Raw genomic sequence first — 19,371 nt, 5'->3', positions numbered from 1 at the left:
CGCCGCCGCGGGACTGAAGGGCGCGCGGCTGAGTGCTACCGCCAGCGCCAGCCGTGGTCCACCGGCCCGATGCCGGTGCCGAGCGGGAAGCCGGCCGCGATGCCGCCGGTGACGTACTCCTTCGCGGCGTGGACCGCGGCTGGGACGTCGTCGCCGAGGGCCAGGCGGGAGGCGATGGCGCTGGCGAGTGTGCAGCCGGTGCCGTGGGTGTGGCGGTTGTCGTGGCGCGGGGCGCGCAGCCAGTGCTCCTCGCCGTCCGGGCCGACCAGGAGGTCCACCGATTGCGGGTGGTCGCTCAGGTGGCCGCCCTTGACCAGTACCCAGCGCGGGCCGAGGTCGGCCAGGGCTCGGGCGGCGGCCGCCATCTCCGGCTCGGCCACCACGTCCAGGCCGGTGAGCAGGCGGACCTCGTCGAGGTTCGGGGTGACGACCGTGGCGTGCGGCAGCAGTTCGCGCCGCAGGGCGTCGAGGGCCTCCGGGGCCAGGAGCGGGTCGCCGTGCTTGGACACGCTCACCGGGTCGACGACCACCGGGACCGCCGGGTCCAGCGTGCCGATCAGCCGGGCGACCGTCGAGGTCAGCTCCGGCGAGGCCAGCATTCCGGTCTTCACCGCGTCCACGCCGATGTCGTCCACGACGGACCGGAACTGGCGTTCCACCGCCTCGATCGGCAGTGCCCAGAAGTCCTGGACGCCGACCGAGTTCTGCGCCGTGACCGCGGTGAGGACGGACATGCCGTGCACGCCGTGCGCCAGCATCGTCTTCAGGTCGGCCTGGATGCCCGCGCCGCCGCCGGAGTCGCTGCCGGCGATGGTGAGCACGCGGGGCGGGGCGCTGGAAGCGGAACCTGCGGGGGCACCGGGGGCTGCGGACATGGTGATCAGCATACGAGCCGCGGGGGTGAGGTCTCCGGGCGCCTCACGCTCGGTCAGGCTCGGTCAGACCCGGAAGTCGAGCATGTAGAAGACCTTGTCGTAGCGCCGCTCCCCGACCGCGACGAACCCCGGGAGGCGGCCGTACTCGCGGAAGCCGAGTGTGCGGTACAGGTGCAGCGCGTTCGCGTTGTCGCCGCGGGCGTCGAGGGTCAGGACCTCGATGCCGGCCGCACGCGCGCTGTCCACCAACGCGGCGGTGAGCAGGCGGCCGACTCCCATGCCCTGCGCGTCGGAGGCGATGGCGAGCTTTTCCAGATCCGCGTTCGGACGATGCGTGGGCCGCTCGTAGCGCAGCCAGTAGCCGAGGCCCAGCAAGCGGTCGCCGGAGTACGCCAACCGCAGCGCGGCGTCGCCGGCGCGCGAAGCAGCGCTCACCTTCGCCAGGAGCTCGGCGACCGCAGGCTTCGACGGCGGCTCCACCCAACCGAGCGCGGCGCCGCCGGCGACCAGGTCGGCGAGGATGCCCTGCGCGGCGTCAACCACATCCTCAGCGACCACACCCTCATCGACCGCGACACCATCGCGGATCTGCACAGCATCGTTCACGCCATCGCCCAAGCCGCCGGGCTGAACTTCTGCGTCAGCTCCACCAAGGCCTTCAACGGCGCCGCCGCCGGCCCGATCCCGTCCCGCCACCGCGCCTCGATGGTCAGCGGCGCCAGGCCCTGCTTCAGATCCAGCATCACCAGGTCCCCGGACTCCAGTTCGGCCGCGACCGAGAATCTCGGAAGCAGCGCAGCGCCGCGGCCGTTCACCGTCAGGCGCCGCAGCGCGTTCAGCGAGCCGGTGATCATCGCGATCTTCAGCGACGGGCCGAGGTCGCGTCCGCTCTCGTCGAAGAGCTGCCGGTAGATGCAGCCGATCTCGGTCACCATGAACTCGGTGGCGCGGACGTCGTCCAGCGTCAGCGGGTGCACGCTCGCCAGCGGATGCGAGGGCGCCGTCACCAGCACCACGCGGTCGGTGCCGACCACCGCCGTCGGGCCGTCGTAGGCCGGGCCGCTGTCCAGCGTGAACACGGCGTCCAGGCGGCCTTCCTGCAGCTCCTCCATCAGCCGGGTGCGGCTGGTGACGGTGACCGTGACGTCCGCGGTCTCCGGGCCCGCGGCCCCGTGGTCGAAGGCGGTCAGCATCTCGGGCAGCCACTCGTCGGCCAGCGACTGCAACGCCCCGATGCGCAGCAGCGGACGCTTCCCGGAGACAGTGCGCCGCATCTCGCCGTCCAGGTCCAGCATCCGGCGCGCGTACGGCAGCAGGCGCTGCCCGGCCTCGGTGGGGACCGTGCCGATGCTCGTCCGGTTCAGGACCGGCGTGCCGAGGTCCCGCTCCAGGGTCCGCAACTGGTCGCTGACGCTGCTCTGCGCGTAGCCGAGCTGCTCGGCGGCCGCGGAGATGCCGCCGGCGTCCACGACCGCGAGGAACGCGCGCAACTGTCGGGTGTCCATGCCACCATCCTGCCATCGGCTTCTCCGATAGGGGCGGTCCGCAGGGTACGGTGCGTGCGAAGCCCGGGGCCGCGCGCCGGATCCCCCGGAGCCTTTGAACAGAACGCCGTCGCTGGACTGAAACTTCCATTCCCAAGGAGACATGGTGGCTCGCTTCGCCGTCGAATACGTCTACACCGCGGACACCGCCAAGCGGGACGAGATCCGCCCCGCGCACCGCGCCTTCCTGGCGGAGGCCCAGGGCCGCGGGGAGCTGCTGGTGTCCGGGCCGTGGGCCAACAACACCGGCGCGCTGCTGATCTTCGAGGTCGAGGACGAGCCGGCGCTGAAGGCCCTGCTGGAGCACGACCCGTTCGCCGAGGCCGACCTGGTCAGCCGGGTGCGGATCAACGAGTTCAACCCGGTGCTGGGGAGTTGGCTGGCCGGCTGAGGCAGCGCCGCCGCCGGCCGGACCGACGTCAGATCCGGAACAGGATCCGGTCCCGCTGAGCACGGATCGGGTCCAGGAAGCGGGACCGCACCTCGTGGTGGCCGGGGTCCGCGACCCAGGCCCGGTATGCCTCCTCGTCGTCGAAGTCGGCGATCACCGCGGCGTCCATCGCGTCGTCCGTCAGGCGGACGTCGCGATGGAACTCGAAGTGGCGCCGCCGCTCGAACGGCAGGTCCCCGAGAGCCTTGCCGAAGGCCTCGATCTGTTCGTCGGTGGCTTCGGGCGTGAATTTGATGAGCAATATGCTTCTGATCACGCTCCGATCTTCGCGCAGGCTCCGCTGATCCCGCCATCGGAGTCCCCGATGGGGCGATCGGAAAGTCGGCCTGTCGGGGCGGGCGGGGCCGAGGCGATCCTCGGGTCATGGCACTGACCGACGACGCCGCACCGAAGACCACCGTTCCCGCCCCCGCCCCCAGCGCCGCGCCCACCGGCCGGACCAAGGCCGCCTTCGCCGGCATCGTGGCCGGCAACTTCATGGTCCTGCTCGACGCGACCATACTGAACGTCGCCCTCCCCGACCTGAAGGCGAACCTGCACGCCTCGGCCTCGGCGCTGCCGTGGACCGTGGACGCGTACACCGTCGTGTTCGCCGGGCTGATGCTGGCCTCCGGCGCGATCGCCGACCGGTTCGGCGCCCGCCGCGTGTACCAGAGCGCAGTCGCCCTGTTCGGATTGATATCGCTGCTGTCCGCGGCCGCGCCGAGCGTCGGCGGCCTGATCGCCGGCCGCGCGCTGCTCGGTGCGGCGGCGGCAGGCATGGTCCCGGCCTCGCTGGCGCTGCTCGCCGGCCTCTACCCCGACGCCAAGGAACGGATGAAGGCCGTCGGCGCGTGGGCCGCGCTGTCCGGGATCGGGCTGGCCGTCGGGCCGGTGCTCGGCGGCGCGCTGGTCGCGGCCGGCGGCTGGCGCCTGGTGTTCGTCGTGAACCCGCCGCTGGCGCTGGTCTCGTGGTTCCTGGTGCGCGGCCTGTCCTCGAACCGGTCCGAGCAGCGCAAGAAGTTCGACGTCCCCGGCCTGGTCCTGTTCACCGTCGCGCTCAGCGCCCTGACCTACGGCCTGGTGGACGCCGGCACCGAGGGCTGGGGCACGCCGGCCGCGCTGATCGCGCTGGCGGTCGCGGTGCTGGCGACGGTCGCGGTGGCCCTCGTCGAGCGCCGGGCCGAGACACCGGTGCTGCCGCCAGAGCTGCTCCGCCTGGGTCGGGTCCGCAACAACCTGGTGACCGCGGTCGCCGCGAACTACATCTTCTACGGCCTGCTGTACTCGGTCACGCTGTGGCTGGAGGAGACGCGGCACATGAGTGCGGCCATGACCGGCATCGCGTTCCTGCCGATGATGGTCCCGCTGTGCTTCCTGCCGTTCGCGACCAGCCGGCTGGCCCACCGCTTCGGCGCCCGCCCGATGGTGATGGTGGCGATGGCGGTGAACGTCGCGGTCGGCGCGGTCCTGTACACGGTCGGACCGCACACCTCACTGGCCGTGGTGACCGTCGCGCAGGTCCTGATGGCGATCGCCACCACGATGACCATCCCCTCGATCACCGCCGACATGGCCGTCGCCACGCCGCGCGCGCTCGCCGCGACCGGCCAGGGCGCCCTGAACGCGGCCCGGCAGACCGGCAGCGCGCTGGGGGTGGCGATCCTCGGCACGCTGTCCGGGATGCACGCCGCCGGGATCGCGATGGCCGTCGGCGCGCTGGTCACGCTGGTGCTGACCGGGCTGACGCGGCGCGGCGCCTGATCCGGAGGCCGGGTGCCTGGTGCTTGGTGCCGGGTGCTTGGTGCCGGGCGCTTGGTGCCGGGCGCCGAGGTGCGGTTTGCCCGGCGGGCGGCGCCGGTCCCACGGGGGGATCGGCGCCGCTCCCGTTACGCCGAATGGCCGAAGTGGCTGAAGCCGCCGGGACCCTCCCAGGGCTTGCCGTCCACGGTCACGGCCGCGGCGCCCTCGTACACGGTGCCGATCGGACGCCAGCCCTCGGGAACCTCGGCGGCGAAGGTCGCGACCAGCGCATGATCTTCGCCGCCGGTCAGGATCTGGTCCAGGCGCGGGCCCGGCGTGGCGGACAACAGAGTGCTGTCGACGTCGACCGCGACCCCGCTGGCCACGGCGAGATGCTTCAGGTCGGCCAGCAGACCGTCGCTCACGTCCAGCATCGCCGTGGCACCGGCCCGCGCGGCTTGCGGACCGGCGGCGTACGGCGGACTCGGGCGGCGATGCGCGATCAGATAATCACCAGGCTGCGGCGCCGCCGAGGTCGCGAACCCCGCCCCGGTCCCGCCACCCGCCGCTTGCGCCGCGCCATCACCCGCTTCACCGTGCGGATCCTGCCCGGACAGCAGCAATTCCAGCCCCGCCGCCGACCACCCGAGCCGTCCGGCCACGGCCACCGTGTCGCCCGGCCGCGCGCCGGAGCGCAGCACCGGCGCCCGGCCCTCCAGGGTGCCGAGCACCGTCACCGAGATGGTGATCACGTCGCCGCGCACCATGTCGCCGCCGGCCACGATCGCCCCGAGCGGGGCGCACTCCCCCGCCACGCCCTCGGCGAACTCCTCGACCCAGGCCACCGGCAGGTCGCCGGGCAGCACCATGGACAGCAGCAGCGAGGTCGGGACGCCGCCCATCGCGGCGATGTCGCTGAAGTTCTGGGCCGCGGCCTTGTGCCCGACGTCACGCGGGCTGGACCAGTCGCGACGGAAGTGGCGGCCCTCCAGCAGCACGTCGGTGCTGATCGCCAGGCGGCCGTCCGGCGCGGCGAGCACCGCGGCGTCGTCGCCGGACGGCACCAGGGTGTCGGGGCTGGTCAGGGGCAGGCGCGCCTGGACGCGGGCGATGAGCCCGAACTCGCCTACGTCGTCGATGGTCTCCACGCCGGTACCGTAACCCGGCCCGGTCCGGCACTACTCGTTCGGGTGAACCGTGGCGGTCCGCCCAACGGGCATGGACTCCCGGAATGTGGGAACCGCAGGCTAAGGTGGCGTTTCCGACAGTAGGAGGACACGTGGTTCAAGCGTACATCCTGGTCCAGACCGAGGTGGGGAAGGCGGGCGCCGTGGCGCAGGCGATCGCCGAACTCGAGAGCGGCATCACCACCGCCGAAGACGTGACCGGGCCCTACGACGTCATCGTTCGCGCCGAGGCCGCGACCATGGACGAGCTCGGCCGGCTGGTGATCGCCAAGATCCAGGTCATCGAAGGCATCACGCGCACACTGACCTGCCCCATCGTGCACTTCGAGTGATGTGGTAGACCAATCTTCCGTGTCGGTGACTGCGGGAGATTCCAAGAATCCATACTCGGGGACCAGGTGGATACCGGCCGCGGCTGTAGCGACAGCCGCGGTTTTGGCGTGCGTGGGGGCGGTGTGGGGCTACCACGTCGGCCACACCGGCGCCGTCGGCGTCGAGCTGCCGGAGACCTCCGACCCGGCCGTCCTCACCACCTGCGCGAACCTCGTCAAGGCCCTGCCGTCGGACTTGGAGGGCAAGCACCGGCGTGGCGCGGTCGGTACCGACGGCCACGTCCGGCAGCGCGCCGCGGTCTGGGGCTCCCCGACCACCGTGCTGCGCTGCGGCGTCGCCGAACCGGCCGCGGTCGTGGTCGGCGGCCCGGACTACACCCCGCTGTCCAACCAGTACGCGAGCATGGGTGACGACACCTCGCAGGTCAACTGGCTGATCCAGGACAACGGCACGGACAGCGTCACCTACACCACCACCGACCGCGCCGTGTACATCGAGGTCACAGTCCCCTACGACGGCGCCGCCCAGAAGCAGAACGCGTCGAACGCGCTGGTGGACCTGGCCCCGCTGATCGTGAAGACCGTGCCGACCAGGGCCGGGCAGTTCGTCAGCGACCAGATCCAGTAACCGCTCGGCAAGGTCAGCGCGATCAGCGCAGCCCGGTCGGCCGGCGTAGCGCCGTGTCGATCAGCCGGGCGATCAGCTCCGGGTACGACAGCCCGGCCGCCTGCCACATCTGCGGGAACATCGACGTCGGGGTGAACCCCGGCATGGTGTTGATCTCGTTGACGATGAACCGGCCCGGGCCGCCGTCGGCCGACTCCTGGTAGAAGAAGTCGACGCGGGCCAGCCCCTCGCAGCCCAGCGTCTCGAAGACGCCGACGGCCTGCTCCCGGATGTCCGCGATCTCCTCGTCGCTCAGCCGCGCCGGGATGTCGGCCTCGGTGGTGCCGTCCAGGTACTTCGCCTCGAAGTCGTAGAACGCGTGCGACCCGGTGACCCGCAGCTCGGCGGGCATCGAGGCCTCGGCCGGGGCCAGCGGATCGGTCGCCTCCAGCACCCCGCACTCGATCTCGCGGCCCGCGATCGCGGCCTCCACCAGGACCTTGGGGTCGTGCCGCCGAGCGGTGTCGATCGCCTGGTCCAGCTCCTCGGGCCGGTCGACCTTGGTGATGCCCATCGAGGAGCCGGCGCGGGCCGGCTTGACGAACACCGGGTATCCGAGCTCTTCCACGGCCAGCCGCACCGCGGACCGGCCCTCCTCGGCGGCCCAGTCCCGGGGCCGCACGACCTCGTACGGGCCGACCTCGAACCCGGCCTGGGCCAGCAGCCGCTTCATGAACTCCTTGTCCATGGAGACCGCGGAGGCCAGCACGCCGGAGCCGACGTAGGGGATGCCGGCGAGCTCCAGCAGGCCCTGCAGCGTGCCGTCCTCACCGTAGGGGCCGTGCAGCAGCGGCAGCACCACGTCCACCTCGCCGAGCGACTTCGGCACCGCGCCGGGCTCGTGCACGGTCAGCTCGCGCGCGGTCGGATCCCCGGCCAGAGTGACCAGGTTCGCGCGCTCGGCCGAGGCGGGCTGCCCGATCTCCGGCAGCCGGCCGTCGGAGATGGCCAGGTTCAGGCCGCCGCCGTCCGGCAGCTCGGCCAGCACCCAGCGGCCGTCGGCGGCGATGCCGATCGGCAGGATCTCGTAGCGCTGGGGGTCGGGCCCGTTGCGCAGGGCGTCCAGCACGGAACCGGCGGTGACGCAGGAGATGGCGTGCTCACTGGAGCGCCCGCCGAACACGACGGCCACCCGGATCCGCTTCTGATCGCTCATGGGACTGACCCTACCGAAGTCGGCGTAGGGTCCGGTGCATGATCAAGCGGGGTCGGAATCCGGCGGGTTACGACGATTCGGCTCGTCACGAAGCCCCGCGGCGTATCCCCGGCTGGTTGGCGCGGGCGCTCCCGGACACCGGGCCGCAGCGCGCGCTGGTGATGTCGAGCTTCGTGAACCGGGTCGGCACCGGCATGTTCCTGGCCACCTCGGCGCTGTATTTCACGGTGATCGTGGGCATCCCGGCACGCCAGGTCGGCACCGGCCTGAGCCTGGCCGGACTGGCCGCGCTGCTGGGCTCGGTGCCCGCCGGGACGCTCGCCGACCGGGTCGGGCCGCGCACCGTCCAGCTGGTGACGCTCGCGGTGCAGACGGTCACGATGGCGCTGTTCGTGGTCGTGCATTCGTGGTGGGCGTTCACTGTCGTCGCGGCCTTCGACTACGTCGCCGACGCGGCGAACAACGCGGCGCGCGGGGCGATGATAGGCCGGGTCGGGGGCGAGCGCCCGGCGCTGTTCCGGGCGAAGCTGCGGACGTTCGTGAGCGTCGCGGTGGTGGCCGGGACGCTGCTCGCGGCAGTCGCGATCCAGATCGGGACGCGTGGGGCCTATGTCACGGTGATTCTGGTGAACGCGGTGTCGTATGTGGTCTGCGCACTGTTGCTGTTGCGTGTCCCGAACTTCACACCGCTGCCGCGTCCCGAGGGAGCGCGGCGGTTCGCGGCACTTGCGGACCGGCCCTACGCGATGTTCGCGGTTCTCAATGGTCTGATCAACCTGCAAGCGGTGGTGGTGACGCTGCTGATCCCGCTGTGGATAGCGTCGCGGACGCACATCCCGCACTGGGCCGCCGCCGCGGTGTTCGGGCTGAACTTCGTGCTGGGGACGGCGCTGATGCAGCCGGTCGGGCGCCGCATCGAGACGACCGAGCAGGGCGGGAAGGCGTTGCGCGTCGCGGGTGTCGCGATCGGTGTGGGGTGCGCGGTCCTGGCCGGCAGCGGTTCGGGGCCGCGGTGGGCCGAGACGCTGGTGTTGTTCGCCGGGGCGGCGGTGCTCTGCGCGGCCGGGGTGTGGGTGACCGCCGCCGGGTTCTCGTTGAGCTTCGGTCTGGCTCCGGCTCACGCGCAGGGTCAGTACCAAGGACTCACGCTGCTCGGGCTCGACGCCGCCGGCGCGGTGGGGCCGGCGTTGTTGACGGCGTTGGTGCTGGGACTCGGCGGGCCGGGGTGGATCGTGCTCGCCGGGGGATTCGCGGCGGCCGGGTTGGCGGGGCTGGTGGTCACGCGGTGGGCCGAACGGACCCGGCCCACGGACATCACGATCGGCGACGCCGCACCGGAACCCGCATAGCGCTTAGTGCCCCGTGCCCAGCGCCTAGTGCCCGTGGCGCTCCGGCTTCACGGGCCGCGTCATCAGTTCCTTGAGCATCTCCGCCGGCGCCCGGCCGTCGTGCACGATCGCCACCACCGTCTCGGCGATCGGCATCTCCACGCCGTGCCGGTCCGCCAGCTCCAGCACCGCCTCGCAGGACTTCACGCCCTCGGCGGTCTGCTTCACCTCCGCCTGGGCCTGCTCCAGCGTCAGCCCGCGCCCGAGGTGCACGCCGAAGCTGCGGTTGCGGGACAACGGCGAGGCGCAGGTGGCCACCAGGTCGCCGAGCCCGGCCAGCCCCGAGAACGTGTAGGGATCGGCGCCCAGCGCCGCACCGAGCCGCGCGGTCTCGGCCAGTCCGCGGGTGATGATGGTGGCCTTGGTGTTGTCGCCGAAGCCCATGCCGTCGGCGATGCCGACCGCCAGGCCGATGACGTTCTTCACCACGCCGCCGAGTTCCACGCCGGTCACGTCGCTGGCGGTGTAGGTGCGGAAGTAGGGGCCGTTCGTGGCGGCCTGCAGGCGCAACGCCACGTCCTCGTCGCGGCTGGCCACCACCGAGGCGGCGGGCTGGCGGCGGGCGATCTCCGGGGAGAGGTTGGGGCCGGAAAGGACCGCGACGCGTTCGCGGCCGAAGCCGGTCAGCTCGCGGATCACCTCGGTCATGCGCTTGGCGGTGCCGACTTCCAGGCCCTTCATCAGCGACACCAGGACGGTGTCCGGGCCGATGAGGTCCTTCCAGGCCGTGAGGTTCGCGCGCAGCGTCTGGGCCGGGACGCTGAGGTACGCGAACTCCGCGCCGGCCAACGCCTCGGCGGCGTCGGTGGTGGCGCGGACCGCGTCGGGGAGGCGGACGCCGGGGAAGTACTCGGCGTTCTCGTGGTCGGCGTTGATCGCGGCGATCTGCGCCTCGCGGCGTCCGACCATCACGACCTCGTTGCCGGCGTCGGCCAGGACGATGCTCATCGCCGTGCCCCACATGCCGGTGCCGAAGACGGCACAACGCCTCATGCGCTCTCGACCTGCTTTCCGCTGTCGCCGTTCTCGTTCTCGCGCTCGTCGTCGAGCCCGTTCTCGCCGTTCTCGCCGTTCTCGACCCCGTTGGCCGGCACGTAGCGCACCGCGGGCGGGGCCTCGCCGCGCACCTTCGCCAAAAGCTCGGTGATGGCGTCCATGATGCGGTCGGTCGCCTCGCGCAGCGTCTCCGCGGTCTGCGGGAGGCCGCGCAGGTCGTCGAGGTCCACCGGCGGGCCGGCCAGCATGATCATCCTCTTGCGGGGCAGCAGGTGCGGCCTCCTCTCGTGGTACGCCAGGATTTCCTGCGGACCCCACTGTGCCACCGGGACGACCGGACAGCCCGTCGCCAGCGCGATCCGCGCCGCGCCGCTCTTGGCCGCCATCGGCCACAGGCCGGGGTCGCGCGTGATGGTGCCCTCCGGATACAGCGCGACCGCCTGGCCGTCGTTCACGGCGGCGATCGCGTCGCGCAGCGCGTTGGCCGCGTCCGCGGTGTCCCGGTAGACCGGGATCTGCTTCGCCGCGCGCAGCACCCCGCCGACGAACTTGTTCTTGAACACCCCGGACTTGGCGAGGAACCGCGGGACGCGGCCGTTGCCGTAGACGTAGTGGCCGAACGCGAGCGCGTCCACATGGGAGATGTGATTGGCCGCGATCACCACGCCGCCGGTCTCGGGGACGTTCTCCCCGCCGCGCCAGTCCCGCTTCATCAGCACGCGCAGTAGTGGCACTATCACCACAACGATGAACCTGAAGGCCGCGCCCTGTTTCCTCGGCGGCCGGTAGGGGGTGCTGGAGGGCATCTCCCAAGTGTCCCCGAGTGCGGGGCGTCCGAACAAGTACGCCGGTCGTCGTCCCGGCGTGACAGGATCAAGTCATGCCCCGGTCAGACCTCTCCGAGCCCGGCGCGAGCAGCACGCCACGCGACGCGGACGCCACCCCCTGGTGCCTGGTGGTACCGGTGAAAAGACTGGGGCTGGCCAAGACCCGTCTGGCCGGCCCGGACGTGCCGCCGGCACTGCGCGAAAGACTGGCCCTGGCCTTCGCTGCGGACGCGGTGGGCGCGGCCCTGTCGGCGTCCCGGATAGCGCACGCTGTGGTGGTGACCGACGACCCCCGCGCCGCCGAAGTCCTCGGCGCGATCGGCGCGACGATCGTCCCCGACAAGCCCGACGCGGGATTGAACGCCGCATTCTTGTTCGGTGCCGCAGCCGCCCGCCGCGAATTCGGAACCGAAATGGGTATCGCCGCCTGCACAGCCGATCTCCCGGCATTACGCGCCGCCGAGTTGGATATCGCACTTGCGCACATCTCTTCGCCCGCGAACAACTCCACCGCCACCCGCCATTTCATCGCCGACGCCCACGACATCGGCACCACGATGCTCTTCGCACCCCCCGCCACCGAACTGAACCCCCGCTTCGGCGGCCCCTCCCGCGCAGCCCACACCGCCAGCGGCGCCCTGGAACTGCCGGCACTGCCGCCCGCCGGCATCAGCTCACTGCGACGCGACGTCGACACCGCGGCGGACCTCGCCGACGCCCTCCGCCTCGGAGTGGGCCCGCACACCACCGAGATCTGGAGCGCACGGGACCGAGTCGCCTCGGGTGTATAAACAGTGCGTGACGCGCAAAGAGGCCCAAGGCACCGCAAGGGTTTTCGACCCCACGACCCGCACCGGCACCCTCCTGCTCGACGACGGCACAGAGGTCGCCTTCGACACCGCCGCCTTCGACGCCGGCGGCCTGCGCCTGCTGCGCATCGGCCAGCGCGTGAAGATGCGCGTGGAGGACGGCCGGGTCACGGCGGTGACGCTGGTGACGCTGCCGCTGCCGGAGTAGGGCGGGCCGCCGCGCACACCAACCACCCGAGCCAGCCGCAGCACGCCATCACCTGCACACACCCCAGCGGCCGCGAAACCCTCGGTCCAAGCGCCGCGCCGCCGCCGGCATGGCCAGGCAGACCTCCGCGCGCCAACCACTCGCTGAAGCACCGTGGCGGCGCACTCGCCCGAGCCAAGCCAGCCGCCGCAGCACGCCAGGCCGCCCCGCGCCAATCGCCCCGTTGAAGCAGCGTGGCCGGCAAATACCAAAACCGCGCGACCAACCAAGCCGGGCGAGCCGCGGCACGCCATCGCCTACGGGCATCGAGCGCCTGGGACAACCTCGATCCCGGCGGCGCGCTGCCGGAGAGCAGACCGCCGCGCCCGCCGACCGAGTCAAGCCGACCGCCGCAGCACCCCAGAGCGCACCGGCCGGCCTCAGCGCGCCTCGCGCACTGACCATCCGCCTGAGCCATGTGACCGCGCGCTCGGCCGAGTCCAGCCCGCCGCGGCACCATCGGCTCATCGCGCCCGGCAGCCGCGGGCCGCGGGACATCATCATCTGAGCACTCTGACTCGCCGCCCCACGCCCCCTTCGCCCCGCACCCCAAGCGCGCAGCCCGCCGCGCGAATGCGACGAGGCGGCGCCCACCAGGGGCACCGCCTCGTATCAGGCTGCTGGGACACGGCCCCAGCCGCCGCACTACCGCTTGGCCGCTGGGCGCCCGGCCTTTCGGCGCCGTCCCGGCCGTCATACCATCATCGCGCGGAATTAGCGCTTCGCGGCGGTCTTCTTGGCCGGGGCCTTCTTGGCGGTGGTGCGCTTGGCCGGGGCCGCCTTCTTGGCCGGGGCCTTGGCGACCTTCTTCGCGACCGGTCGGGCGGCGGCCTTCTTGGCCGGGGTGGCCTTCTTGGCCGGGGCCTTCTTGGCGGTGGCGGCCTTCTTGGCCGCCGCCTTCACGACGGTCGCCTTCTTGGCGGCGGCCTTCTTGGCCGGCGCCGCCTTCTTCGCCGGCGCCTTCTTGGCCGGGGCCGCCTTCTTGGCGGTGGCCTTGACGGCGGTCTTCTTCGCGACGACCTTCTTCGCCGGGGCGGCCTTGGCGGCGGTCGCCTTGGCCGCGGTCTTCTTGGCCGGGGCCGCCTTCTTGGCGGCGGCCTTGACGGTGGTCTTCTTGGCGGCGGCCTTGGCGGCGGCCGGGGCCTTCTTGTCGCCGTTGACCATGTCCTTGAAGCCCTGACCCGCCTTGAACTTCGGCGCGGAGGAGGCCTTGACCTTCACCGCCTCGCCGGTGCGCGGGTTGCGGGCGGTGCGCGCCGGGCGCTTGACCTTCTCGAAGGAGCCGAATCCGGTGATGGAGACCTTGGTCCCCGAGGCCACCGAGGCGATGATCGCGTCCAGGACCGCGTCGACCGCGTCCCCGGCGTCCTTCTTGGACGCGGCGAGCTTGTCGGCGACGGCCTCGATCAGCTGGGCCTTGTTCATGTCTACCTACCCTTGGGGCTGTTGGTACGTCTTGCTCTGATTTCGGCCGTACGTCGCATGCTTGCTCCGTATCAGAACCAATCGCACCGTATGGTGGCGCCAGAGGGCGAATCAAATACCTAGGGGTTAAATCACCCTTGTGTCGCAGTGTTTTTCCCAGAAGGGGTGCCTTCGGGGGAAGAAACGGCCCCCGGAGCGAGCACCGCGAGTTCGTTGAAGAACTCTTCCAAACGGTGCGCCGCGACGGTCACGTCGTGCCGCGACAAAGCGGTGATGGCGAGCACCCGCTTGGTGAGTTCGGCACGCCGCTGCGCGGGGATGCGCGGATCGCCGAGCGCCTTGTGGACGTCCTTCAGACGCGCCGCGAAGGCCGCATAACGCGAAGGGCGGGGTCGCAGAGGCGCGTCGGGTGGCATTCACCCATAGTGCCCCCGGGCCCCGCCCAAGAAGAAACTGATCAAGCGGCGACGTCAGCAGACGCCGCCAATCCTCACACCGCAGCCGGCAGCGTCTTCGGCTTGAACCCCGGACGCTCCTCCTCGAACCCGTCGATCGCCTCGCCGTGCCGCAGCGTCAGGCTGATGTCGTCCAGCCCCTCCAGCAGCCGCCACCGCGTGTAGTCGTCCACCTCGAAGCTGAACACGTGCCCCTCGACCCGCACCTCGCGAGCCTGAAGGTCGACCGTCACCTCCAGCTCCGGGTTCTCCTCCACCAGCTTCCACAGGAGCTCGATGTCCTCCTGCTTCAGCACGGCGGTCAGCAGCCCGTCCTTGGCCGAGTTGCCGCGGAAGATGTCGGCGAACCGCGCCGAGAGCACCACCTTGAACCCGTAGTCCTTCAGCGCCCACACCGCGTGCTCGCGCGAGGAGCCGGTGCCGAAGTCGGGACCGGCGACCAGCACGGTCACGTCCTGGTACTGCTCCTGGTTCAGGATGAACTCCGGGTCCGCGCGCCAGGCGGCGAACAGCCCGTCCTCGAATCCGGTACGCGTGATGCGCTTGAGGTACACCGCCGGGATGATCTGGTCGGTGTCGACGTTGGAGCGGCGCAGCGGCAGCGCGCGCCCGGTGTGCGTCGTGAACTTCTCCATGACTGTCCTCGCTCCTAAAATCTCTGCCGGCTCAGGCGGCCAAGTCCGACGGGGACGACAAGGTCCCCCTGACCGCCGTCGCGGCGGCCACCAGCGGCGACACCAGGTGCGTGCGCCCGCCCTTGCCCTGCCGCCCTTCGAAGTTGCGGTTGGACGTGGACGCCGAGCGCTCGCCGGGGGCCAGCTGGTCGGGGTTCATGCCCAGGCACATCGAGCAGCCGGCGAACCGCCACTCGGCGCCGGCCGCGGTGAACACCTCGTGCAGGCCCTCGGCCTCGGCCTCCAGCCGCACCCGCGCCGAGCCCGGCACGACGAGCATCCGGACGCCGTCGGCCACCTTGCGGCCCTTGATGACCGCGGCCGCCGCGCGCAGGTCCTCCAGCCGGCCGTTGGTGCACGAGCCGAGGAAGACGGTGTCCACCTTGATCTCGCGCAGCGGCGTGCCGGCCTCCAGGCCCATGTATTCCAACGCCTTGCGCGCCGCGACCTTGTCGGTCTCCACGCCGAAGTCCGTCTCCGGGTCCGGCACCGACGCCGACAGCGGCAGGCCCTGGCCGGGGTTGGTGCCCCAGGTGACGTACGGGGTCAGCGCGTCGCCGTCGATGACGACCTCGGCGTCGAAGGTCGCACCCTCGTCGGTGCGCAGTGTCTTCCAGTACGCGACCGCCGCGTCCCAGTCGGCACCGGACGGCGCGTGCGCGCGCCCCTTCAGGTACGCGAACGTGGTCTCGTCCGGCGCGATCATCCCGGCGCGGGCGCCGGCCTCGATGGACATGTTGCAGACCGTCATCCGGCCCTCCATCGACAGCTTCTCGACGGCCTCGCCGCGGTACTCCAGGACGTAGCCCTGCCCGCCGCCGGTACCGATCTGCGCGATGACGGCGAGCACCACGTCCTTGGCGGTGACGCCCTCGGCCAGCTCGCCGGTGACCGTGACGGCCATCGTCTTGAACGGCTTCAGCGGCAGCGTCTGGGTGGCCAGCACGTGCTCGACCTCGCTGGTGCCGATGCCGAACGCCAGCGCGCCGAAGGCGCCGTGGGTGGAGGTGTGCGAGTCGCCGCACACCACCGTCATCCCGGGCTGGGTCAGGCCCAGCTGCGGGCCGACGACGTGCACGATGCCCTGCTGGGCGTCGCCGAGGGAGTGGATCCGGACGCCGAAGTCGGCGCAGTTCTTGCGCAACGTCTCGATCTGCAGCCGCGACACCGGGTCGGCGATCGGCTTGTCGATCTCCAGGGTCGGGGTGTTGTGGTCCTCGGTGGCGATGGTGAGATCGGGGCGGCGCACGGACCGGCCGGCCTGGCGGAGTCCGTCGAACGCCTGCGGCGAGGTCACCTCGTGCAGCAGGTGGAGGTCGATGTAGAGCAGGTCGGGCTCGCCGTCGGCCGAGCGGACCACGTGGTCCGCCCACACCTTCTCGGCCAGGGTGTGGGGCATCGTCGCTCCTGTCTTCCCACTTGGATACTTCTGTTGTCGCCGATCGCGCGCCGGCGCCGCCGCAGCGGTTTCGATCATTCCCCGCGCACGCCTTGCGTCTCGGGATCTGAGACGGCAGAATTCGGTCTATGGACAACTCTAGCGGAGTCGGCGTCCTGGACAAGGCCGCCGTCGTATTGAGCGCCCTGGAAGCGGGCCCGACCACCTTGGCGGGCCTGGTCACGGCCACGGGATTGGCGCGCCCGACAGCTCACCGGCTGGCGGTGGCCCTTGAGCACCACCGTCTCGTATCCCGGGACATGCAGGGCCGCTTCATCCTCGGGCCCCGGTTGCAGGAACTGGCCTCGGCGGCCGGCGAGGACCGGCTGCTGGCCGCCGCCGGGCCGGTGCTGGCCGCGCTGCGCGACCACACCGGCGAATCGGCGCAGCTCTACCGGCGCCAGGGCGACCTGCGGGTGTGCGTGGCCGCCGCCGAGCGCATGTCAGGGCTGCGCGACACGGTGCCGATCGGCTCGGCGCTGCCGATGACCGCCGGCTCGGCGGCGCAGATCCTGCTGGCGTGGGAGGAGCCGGACCGGCTGCACCGCGGCCTGCAGGGCGCGCGCTTCACCGCGACCACGCTGGCCGGCGTGCGCCGCCGCGGCTGGGCCCAGTCGGTGGCCGAGCGCGAGCAGGGCGTGGCCTCGGTCTCGGCGCCGGTGCGCGGGCCCAACAACCGCGTCATCGCCGCGGTGTCGGTCTCCGGACCGATCGAGCGCCTGACGCGCCAGCCCGGGCGGCTGCACGCGCAGTCGGTGGTCGAGGCGGCGGCACGGCTGAGCGAGGCTGTGAAGCGCGGCTCGTGACGCCCGCCACAGGAGCACACTGGAGCACACTGGACCGATGAGGTCCTTTCGGAGTCGACGACACAACGGCGTGTCCGTCGCCCGGACCGCGGGAGTGCTGCTGGCACTCGGCGTGGCCGCGACGGCGAGTTGTTCGGCGACCGGCGGCGGTAGCGGCAAGCCGGCGACGCCCGCGTCGACGGCAGGAACCGCGGGATCAGCGGTTCCGACGGTGAAACTCGACGGGCCGGTCTACGGAAAACCCGCCGACGGCGGGGACAGGGTCTTCGCCGCCACCGAGAACGACACGGTTTACGCGCTCTCGCCGACCGACGGGTCGGTGATGTGGAGCAGGCATCTGGCCGAACCCTTCAGGCCGCACGGGTGCGGGAACATCGTTCCCCTGGGGATCACCGGGGCTCCGGTATACGATCCCGCCTCTCGTCTCGTGTACGCGGTCGCCGAGGACGCGAACGCACACCACGTGTTGTACGGACTCAGCGCCACGGACGGCCACGTCGTCTCGCGCGTGACGGTCGATCCGCCGGTCGGCGACCAGGCCTCCCTGCAACAGCGTTCGGCGCTGACCCTGTGGCACGGACATGTGTTCGCGGCCTTCGGGGGTTTGTTCGGGGACTGCGGTACCTACACCGGAGCGGTCGCATCCGTGGACGCCGCCTCGGGATCCGTCAATTGGTTCGAGGCCTCGTCGGACGGACGCGGAGGCATGTGGGCTCCGGGCCCCGCAGCGGTGGGCACGGATCGCCTGTACTTCTCGATCGGCAACGGCAACGCGGATAAGGCAAGCCAACCCTTCGACGGCACCGACTCCGTCGTGGCGCTGAACGAGAACGCCGAACGGGTGGACTTCTTCGCGCCGGCCTCGTGGGCCGCCGACAACGCATCAGACCTCGATCTTGGCTCGATGAATCCTGTGCTGGCCGCCGGACATGTGATCATCGCCGGTAAATCAGGACAGGGATACCTGCTGGATCCGACGCGGCTCGGAGGCGTCGGCGCGGGAACGGCGTTCTCTGCGTGCGCCGCCTTCGGCGCGGCAGCGGTGCAGGGCGACGTGGTGTACCTGCCGTGCGCGGACGGCACGCGCGCGTTCCGGATCGGGAGCCAGGCGACGCAGCTCTGGCATGCGGCGCACAGCAACGGACAGCCGGTCGTGGTCGGCAACCGGATCTGGGTCACCGACTACGACGCCGGGGTGCTTCACGCGCTCGATCCGGCGACCGGACAGACGACGCGACAGGTGTCGACCGGGGCGTTGCCGCATTTCGCCACGCCGGCCGTCGTCGGGGACAGGCTGTTCCTCGGGACGGTGACAGGCGTCGCGGTCATCAGTGCGACGCCATAGCCTTCGACCCGAGGTCGCGCCGTAAAGCCAGCGCCCCGTCAGTCAGCGCCCCATCAGTCAGGGCCCCGTCAGTCAGCGCCGCGTGAGCTGCCGCCGCGCCGCCTCCACGGTCTGCTCCAGCAGCACCGCGATCGTCATCGGCCCGACGCCGCCGGGCACCGGCGTGATCAGGCTCGCCTTCTCCACCGCGCTGTCGAAGTCGACGTCGCCGACGTTGCCCGGGTTGTAGCCGGCGTCGATGACGACGGCGCCGGGCTTGATGTCGGCGCCGGTGATGAACCTCGGCCTGCCGACGGCGGCGACCAGGATGTCCGCCTGCCGGGTGTAGGAGGCCAGGTCGGCAGTGCGCGAGTGGCAGTAGGTCACCGTCGCGTCCCGGGCCAGCAGCATCATGCCCACCGGCTTGCCCAGGATCGGGCTGCGGCCGACCACCACCGCGTGCTTGCCGGCCGGGTCGACCTCGTACTCGTCGAGCAGGCGCAGGATCCCGCCGGGGGTGGCCGAGACGAAGCCGGGCTCGCCGAAGGCCATCGCGGCGAAGGAGTGCATCGTCACGCCGTCCACGTCCTTGGCCGGGTCGATGGCCTCGAAGGCGGCGCGCTCGTCGATGTGCGGCGGGACCGGGTGCTGGAGCAGGATGCCGTGCACGTCCGGGTCCTGCGACAGTTCGGTGAGCGCGGCGACGAGGGTGCCGGTGGTGATGGTGTCCGGCAGTTCCACGTGCCAGGAGCCGATCCCGGCCTTCGCACTGCGGTTCTGCTTCATCCGGACGTAGGTCACCGACGCCGGGTCCGAGCCGACGAGCACCGTCGCCAGGCACGGCGTCACGCCGTTGGCGGTCAGGGCGGCCGCGTCGGCCGCGGCCTGGTCGACGATGCGCCGGGCCGCGGCGGTTCCATCCATGAGCATGAGCGCGCCTCCTGGGCGGCTTGTCACGAAGTCGCCCAGGCGCACGGCAAAGACACGGTGTCAGGCCGCTCCCCGGTGGTGTCCCACCTCAGCGCCAGTCACGGCCCGACAGCACTCT

22 protein-coding genes and 1 riboswitch are annotated in these 19,371 nt (G+C 71.6%); of the genes, 9 read left to right on the top strand and 13 right to left on the bottom strand.

What is annotated here, in order from left to right:
* Positions 1 to 35 precede the first annotated feature (35 nt).
* The 3 genes from thiD to ABH935_RS37115 form a co-directional block, all read right to left on the bottom strand.
* Positions 36 to 875, bottom strand: coding sequence for a bifunctional hydroxymethylpyrimidine kinase/phosphomethylpyrimidine kinase (gene thiD, locus ABH935_RS37125; RefSeq protein WP_370382652.1), 840 nt, complete (start codon positions 873 to 875; stop codon positions 36 to 38).
* A gap of 63 nt (positions 876 to 938) precedes the next feature.
* Positions 939 to 1,463, bottom strand: a complete 525-nt coding sequence (locus ABH935_RS37120) for an N-acetyltransferase family protein (RefSeq protein WP_370382708.1) — start codon at positions 1,461 to 1,463, stop codon at positions 939 to 941.
* Between the two features lie 14 nt (positions 1,464 to 1,477).
* Positions 1,478 to 2,380: a LysR family transcriptional regulator gene (locus tag ABH935_RS37115; RefSeq protein WP_370347518.1), complete on the bottom strand. Its 903-nt coding sequence runs from the start codon at positions 2,378 to 2,380 to the stop codon at positions 1,478 to 1,480.
* Between the two features lie 142 nt (positions 2,381 to 2,522).
* Between ABH935_RS37115 and ABH935_RS37110 the strand changes: the two genes are divergently transcribed.
* Positions 2,523 to 2,810 (top strand): YciI family protein, encoded by a 288-nt coding sequence (locus tag ABH935_RS37110; protein ID WP_370382651.1) that lies wholly within the window; start codon positions 2,523 to 2,525, stop codon positions 2,808 to 2,810.
* 28 nt (positions 2,811 to 2,838) lie between these two features.
* On the opposite strand, the gene ABH935_RS37105 is transcribed toward ABH935_RS37110, so the two are convergent.
* Positions 2,839 to 3,126 (bottom strand): Dabb family protein, encoded by a 288-nt coding sequence (locus ABH935_RS37105; RefSeq protein WP_370382650.1) that lies wholly within the window; start codon positions 3,124 to 3,126, stop codon positions 2,839 to 2,841.
* 107 nt (positions 3,127 to 3,233) lie between these two features.
* Between ABH935_RS37105 and ABH935_RS37100 the strand changes: the two genes are divergently transcribed.
* Positions 3,234 to 4,613: an MFS transporter gene (locus tag ABH935_RS37100; protein WP_370382649.1), complete on the top strand. Its 1,380-nt coding sequence runs from the start codon at positions 3,234 to 3,236 to the stop codon at positions 4,611 to 4,613.
* A 125-nt stretch (positions 4,614 to 4,738) separates the two neighbouring features.
* On the opposite strand, the gene ABH935_RS37095 is transcribed toward ABH935_RS37100, so the two are convergent.
* Positions 4,739 to 5,740, bottom strand: coding sequence for a thiamine-phosphate kinase (locus ABH935_RS37095; RefSeq protein WP_370382648.1), 1,002 nt, complete (start codon positions 5,738 to 5,740; stop codon positions 4,739 to 4,741).
* Between the two features lie 131 nt (positions 5,741 to 5,871).
* On the opposite strand from ABH935_RS37095, the gene ABH935_RS37090 reads away from it, so the two are divergent.
* Together ABH935_RS37090 and ABH935_RS37085 are read left to right on the top strand one after the other, a co-directional pair.
* Entirely contained in the window at positions 5,872 to 6,111 is a 240-nt protein-coding gene (locus ABH935_RS37090; protein WP_015796587.1) for an Lrp/AsnC family transcriptional regulator, read from the top strand.
* Between the two features lies 1 nt (position 6,112).
* Positions 6,113 to 6,739: a DUF3515 family protein gene (locus ABH935_RS37085; RefSeq protein WP_370382647.1), complete on the top strand. Its 627-nt coding sequence runs from the start codon at positions 6,113 to 6,115 to the stop codon at positions 6,737 to 6,739.
* A gap of 22 nt (positions 6,740 to 6,761) precedes the next feature.
* Here ABH935_RS37085 and ABH935_RS37080 read toward each other — a convergent pair whose 3' ends face one another.
* Positions 6,762 to 7,934 carry a D-alanine--D-alanine ligase family protein gene (locus ABH935_RS37080; protein WP_370382646.1) on the bottom strand — a complete coding sequence of 391 codons (1,173 nt, stop codon included), beginning with the start codon at positions 7,932 to 7,934 and terminating at the stop codon, positions 6,762 to 6,764.
* Positions 7,935 to 7,972: 38 nt separating this feature from the next.
* On the opposite strand from ABH935_RS37080, the gene ABH935_RS37075 reads away from it, so the two are divergent.
* Positions 7,973 to 9,283 carry an MFS transporter gene (locus ABH935_RS37075; protein ID WP_370382645.1) on the top strand — a complete coding sequence of 437 codons (1,311 nt, stop codon included), beginning with the start codon at positions 7,973 to 7,975 and terminating at the stop codon, positions 9,281 to 9,283.
* A 24-nt stretch (positions 9,284 to 9,307) separates the two neighbouring features.
* Here ABH935_RS37075 and ABH935_RS37070 read toward each other — a convergent pair whose 3' ends face one another.
* Positions 9,308 to 10,315 carry an NAD(P)H-dependent glycerol-3-phosphate dehydrogenase gene (locus ABH935_RS37070; protein WP_370382644.1) on the bottom strand — a complete coding sequence of 336 codons (1,008 nt, stop codon included), beginning with the start codon at positions 10,313 to 10,315 and terminating at the stop codon, positions 9,308 to 9,310.
* Entirely contained in the window at positions 10,312 to 11,124 is an 813-nt protein-coding gene (locus ABH935_RS37065) for a lysophospholipid acyltransferase family protein (RefSeq protein WP_370382643.1), read from the bottom strand. Before ABH935_RS37065 ends, ABH935_RS37070 begins: the two co-directional genes overlap by 4 nt.
* Positions 11,125 to 11,198: 74 nt before the next feature.
* Here ABH935_RS37065 and cofC point away from each other — a divergent pair, with 74 nt between their 5' ends.
* Positions 11,199 to 11,936, top strand: a complete 738-nt coding sequence (cofC, locus tag ABH935_RS37060; protein WP_370382642.1) for a 2-phospho-L-lactate guanylyltransferase — start codon at positions 11,199 to 11,201, stop codon at positions 11,934 to 11,936.
* A gap of 7 nt (positions 11,937 to 11,943) precedes the next feature.
* Complete coding sequence (locus ABH935_RS37055) at positions 11,944 to 12,162, top strand: hypothetical protein (RefSeq protein WP_370347540.1); 219 nt, start codon at positions 11,944 to 11,946, stop codon at positions 12,160 to 12,162.
* Positions 12,163 to 12,915: 753 nt separating this feature from the next.
* Here the strand turns inward: ABH935_RS37055 and ABH935_RS37050 are convergent.
* The 4 genes from ABH935_RS37050 to leuC form a co-directional block, all read right to left on the bottom strand.
* Positions 12,916 to 13,626, bottom strand: coding sequence for an HU family DNA-binding protein (locus tag ABH935_RS37050; RefSeq protein WP_370382641.1), 711 nt, complete (start codon positions 13,624 to 13,626; stop codon positions 12,916 to 12,918).
* Between the two features lie 131 nt (positions 13,627 to 13,757).
* On the bottom strand, positions 13,758 to 14,042 hold the full coding sequence (locus ABH935_RS37045) for a hypothetical protein (RefSeq protein WP_370382640.1): 285 nt from the start codon (positions 14,040 to 14,042) through the stop codon (positions 13,758 to 13,760).
* 74 nt (positions 14,043 to 14,116) lie between these two features.
* Positions 14,117 to 14,716, bottom strand: a complete 600-nt coding sequence (leuD, locus tag ABH935_RS37040) for a 3-isopropylmalate dehydratase small subunit (RefSeq protein WP_370382639.1) — start codon at positions 14,714 to 14,716, stop codon at positions 14,117 to 14,119.
* 31 nt (positions 14,717 to 14,747) lie between these two features.
* On the bottom strand, positions 14,748 to 16,154 hold the full coding sequence (leuC, locus tag ABH935_RS37035; RefSeq protein WP_370382638.1) for a 3-isopropylmalate dehydratase large subunit: 1,407 nt from the start codon (positions 16,152 to 16,154) through the stop codon (positions 14,748 to 14,750).
* A gap of 128 nt (positions 16,155 to 16,282) precedes the next feature.
* Here leuC and ABH935_RS37030 point away from each other — a divergent pair, with 128 nt between their 5' ends.
* Positions 16,283 to 16,999, top strand: a complete 717-nt coding sequence (locus ABH935_RS37030; protein ID WP_194909796.1) for an IclR family transcriptional regulator — start codon at positions 16,283 to 16,285, stop codon at positions 16,997 to 16,999.
* 70 nt (positions 17,000 to 17,069) lie between these two features.
* Entirely contained in the window at positions 17,070 to 18,344 is a 1,275-nt protein-coding gene (locus tag ABH935_RS37025; protein WP_370382637.1) for a PQQ-binding-like beta-propeller repeat protein, read from the top strand.
* Between the two features lie 72 nt (positions 18,345 to 18,416).
* Here ABH935_RS37025 and ABH935_RS37020 read toward each other — a convergent pair whose 3' ends face one another.
* Complete coding sequence (locus ABH935_RS37020) at positions 18,417 to 19,253, bottom strand: bifunctional 5,10-methylenetetrahydrofolate dehydrogenase/5,10-methenyltetrahydrofolate cyclohydrolase (RefSeq protein WP_370382636.1); 837 nt, start codon at positions 19,251 to 19,253, stop codon at positions 18,417 to 18,419.
* Between the two features lie 26 nt (positions 19,254 to 19,279).
* Positions 19,280 to 19,365: riboswitch (ZMP/ZTP riboswitch) on the bottom strand.
* Between the last annotated feature and the right edge of the window lie 6 nt (positions 19,366 to 19,371).

Source organism: Catenulispora sp. GAS73 (genome assembly GCF_041262085.1).
Taxonomy (GTDB): domain Bacteria; phylum Actinomycetota; class Actinomycetes; order Streptomycetales; family Catenulisporaceae; genus Catenulispora.
The sequence above is the reverse complement of the archived record's forward strand: the minus strand, read 5'-3'. Positions and strand labels throughout refer to the sequence as shown.

Excerpts from the sequence above, each read along its gene's own strand:
- ABH935_RS37045 (WP_370382640.1), bottom strand. The coding sequence starts at position 14,042 with ATGCCACCCGACGCGCCTCTGCGACCCCGCCCTTCGCGTTATGCGGCC.
- thiD (WP_370382652.1), bottom strand. The coding sequence starts at position 875 with ATGTCCGCAGCCCCCGGTGCCCCCGCAGGTTCCGCTTCCAGCGCCCCG.
- ABH935_RS37050 (WP_370382641.1), bottom strand. The coding sequence starts at position 13,626 with ATGAACAAGGCCCAGCTGATCGAGGCCGTCGCCGACAAGCTCGCCGCG.
- ABH935_RS37020 (WP_370382636.1), bottom strand. The coding sequence starts at position 19,253 with ATGCTCATGGATGGAACCGCCGCGGCCCGGCGCATCGTCGACCAGGCC.
- ABH935_RS37030 (WP_194909796.1), top strand. The coding sequence starts at position 16,283 with ATGGACAACTCTAGCGGAGTCGGCGTCCTGGACAAGGCCGCCGTCGTA.
- ABH935_RS37075 (WP_370382645.1), top strand. The coding sequence starts at position 7,973 with ATGATCAAGCGGGGTCGGAATCCGGCGGGTTACGACGATTCGGCTCGT.
- ABH935_RS37115 (WP_370347518.1), bottom strand. The coding sequence starts at position 2,380 with ATGGACACCCGACAGTTGCGCGCGTTCCTCGCGGTCGTGGACGCCGGC.
- ABH935_RS37070 (WP_370382644.1), bottom strand. The coding sequence starts at position 10,315 with ATGAGGCGTTGTGCCGTCTTCGGCACCGGCATGTGGGGCACGGCGATG.
- ABH935_RS37080 (WP_370382646.1), bottom strand. The coding sequence starts at position 7,934 with ATGAGCGATCAGAAGCGGATCCGGGTGGCCGTCGTGTTCGGCGGGCGC.
- leuD (WP_370382639.1), bottom strand. The coding sequence starts at position 14,716 with ATGGAGAAGTTCACGACGCACACCGGGCGCGCGCTGCCGCTGCGCCGC.
- ABH935_RS37065 (WP_370382643.1), bottom strand. The coding sequence starts at position 11,124 with ATGCCCTCCAGCACCCCCTACCGGCCGCCGAGGAAACAGGGCGCGGCC.
- leuC (WP_370382638.1), bottom strand. The coding sequence starts at position 16,154 with ATGCCCCACACCCTGGCCGAGAAGGTGTGGGCGGACCACGTGGTCCGC.
- ABH935_RS37110 (WP_370382651.1), top strand. The coding sequence starts at position 2,523 with ATGGTGGCTCGCTTCGCCGTCGAATACGTCTACACCGCGGACACCGCC.
- cofC (WP_370382642.1), top strand. The coding sequence starts at position 11,199 with ATGCCCCGGTCAGACCTCTCCGAGCCCGGCGCGAGCAGCACGCCACGC.
- ABH935_RS37100 (WP_370382649.1), top strand. The coding sequence starts at position 3,234 with ATGGCACTGACCGACGACGCCGCACCGAAGACCACCGTTCCCGCCCCC.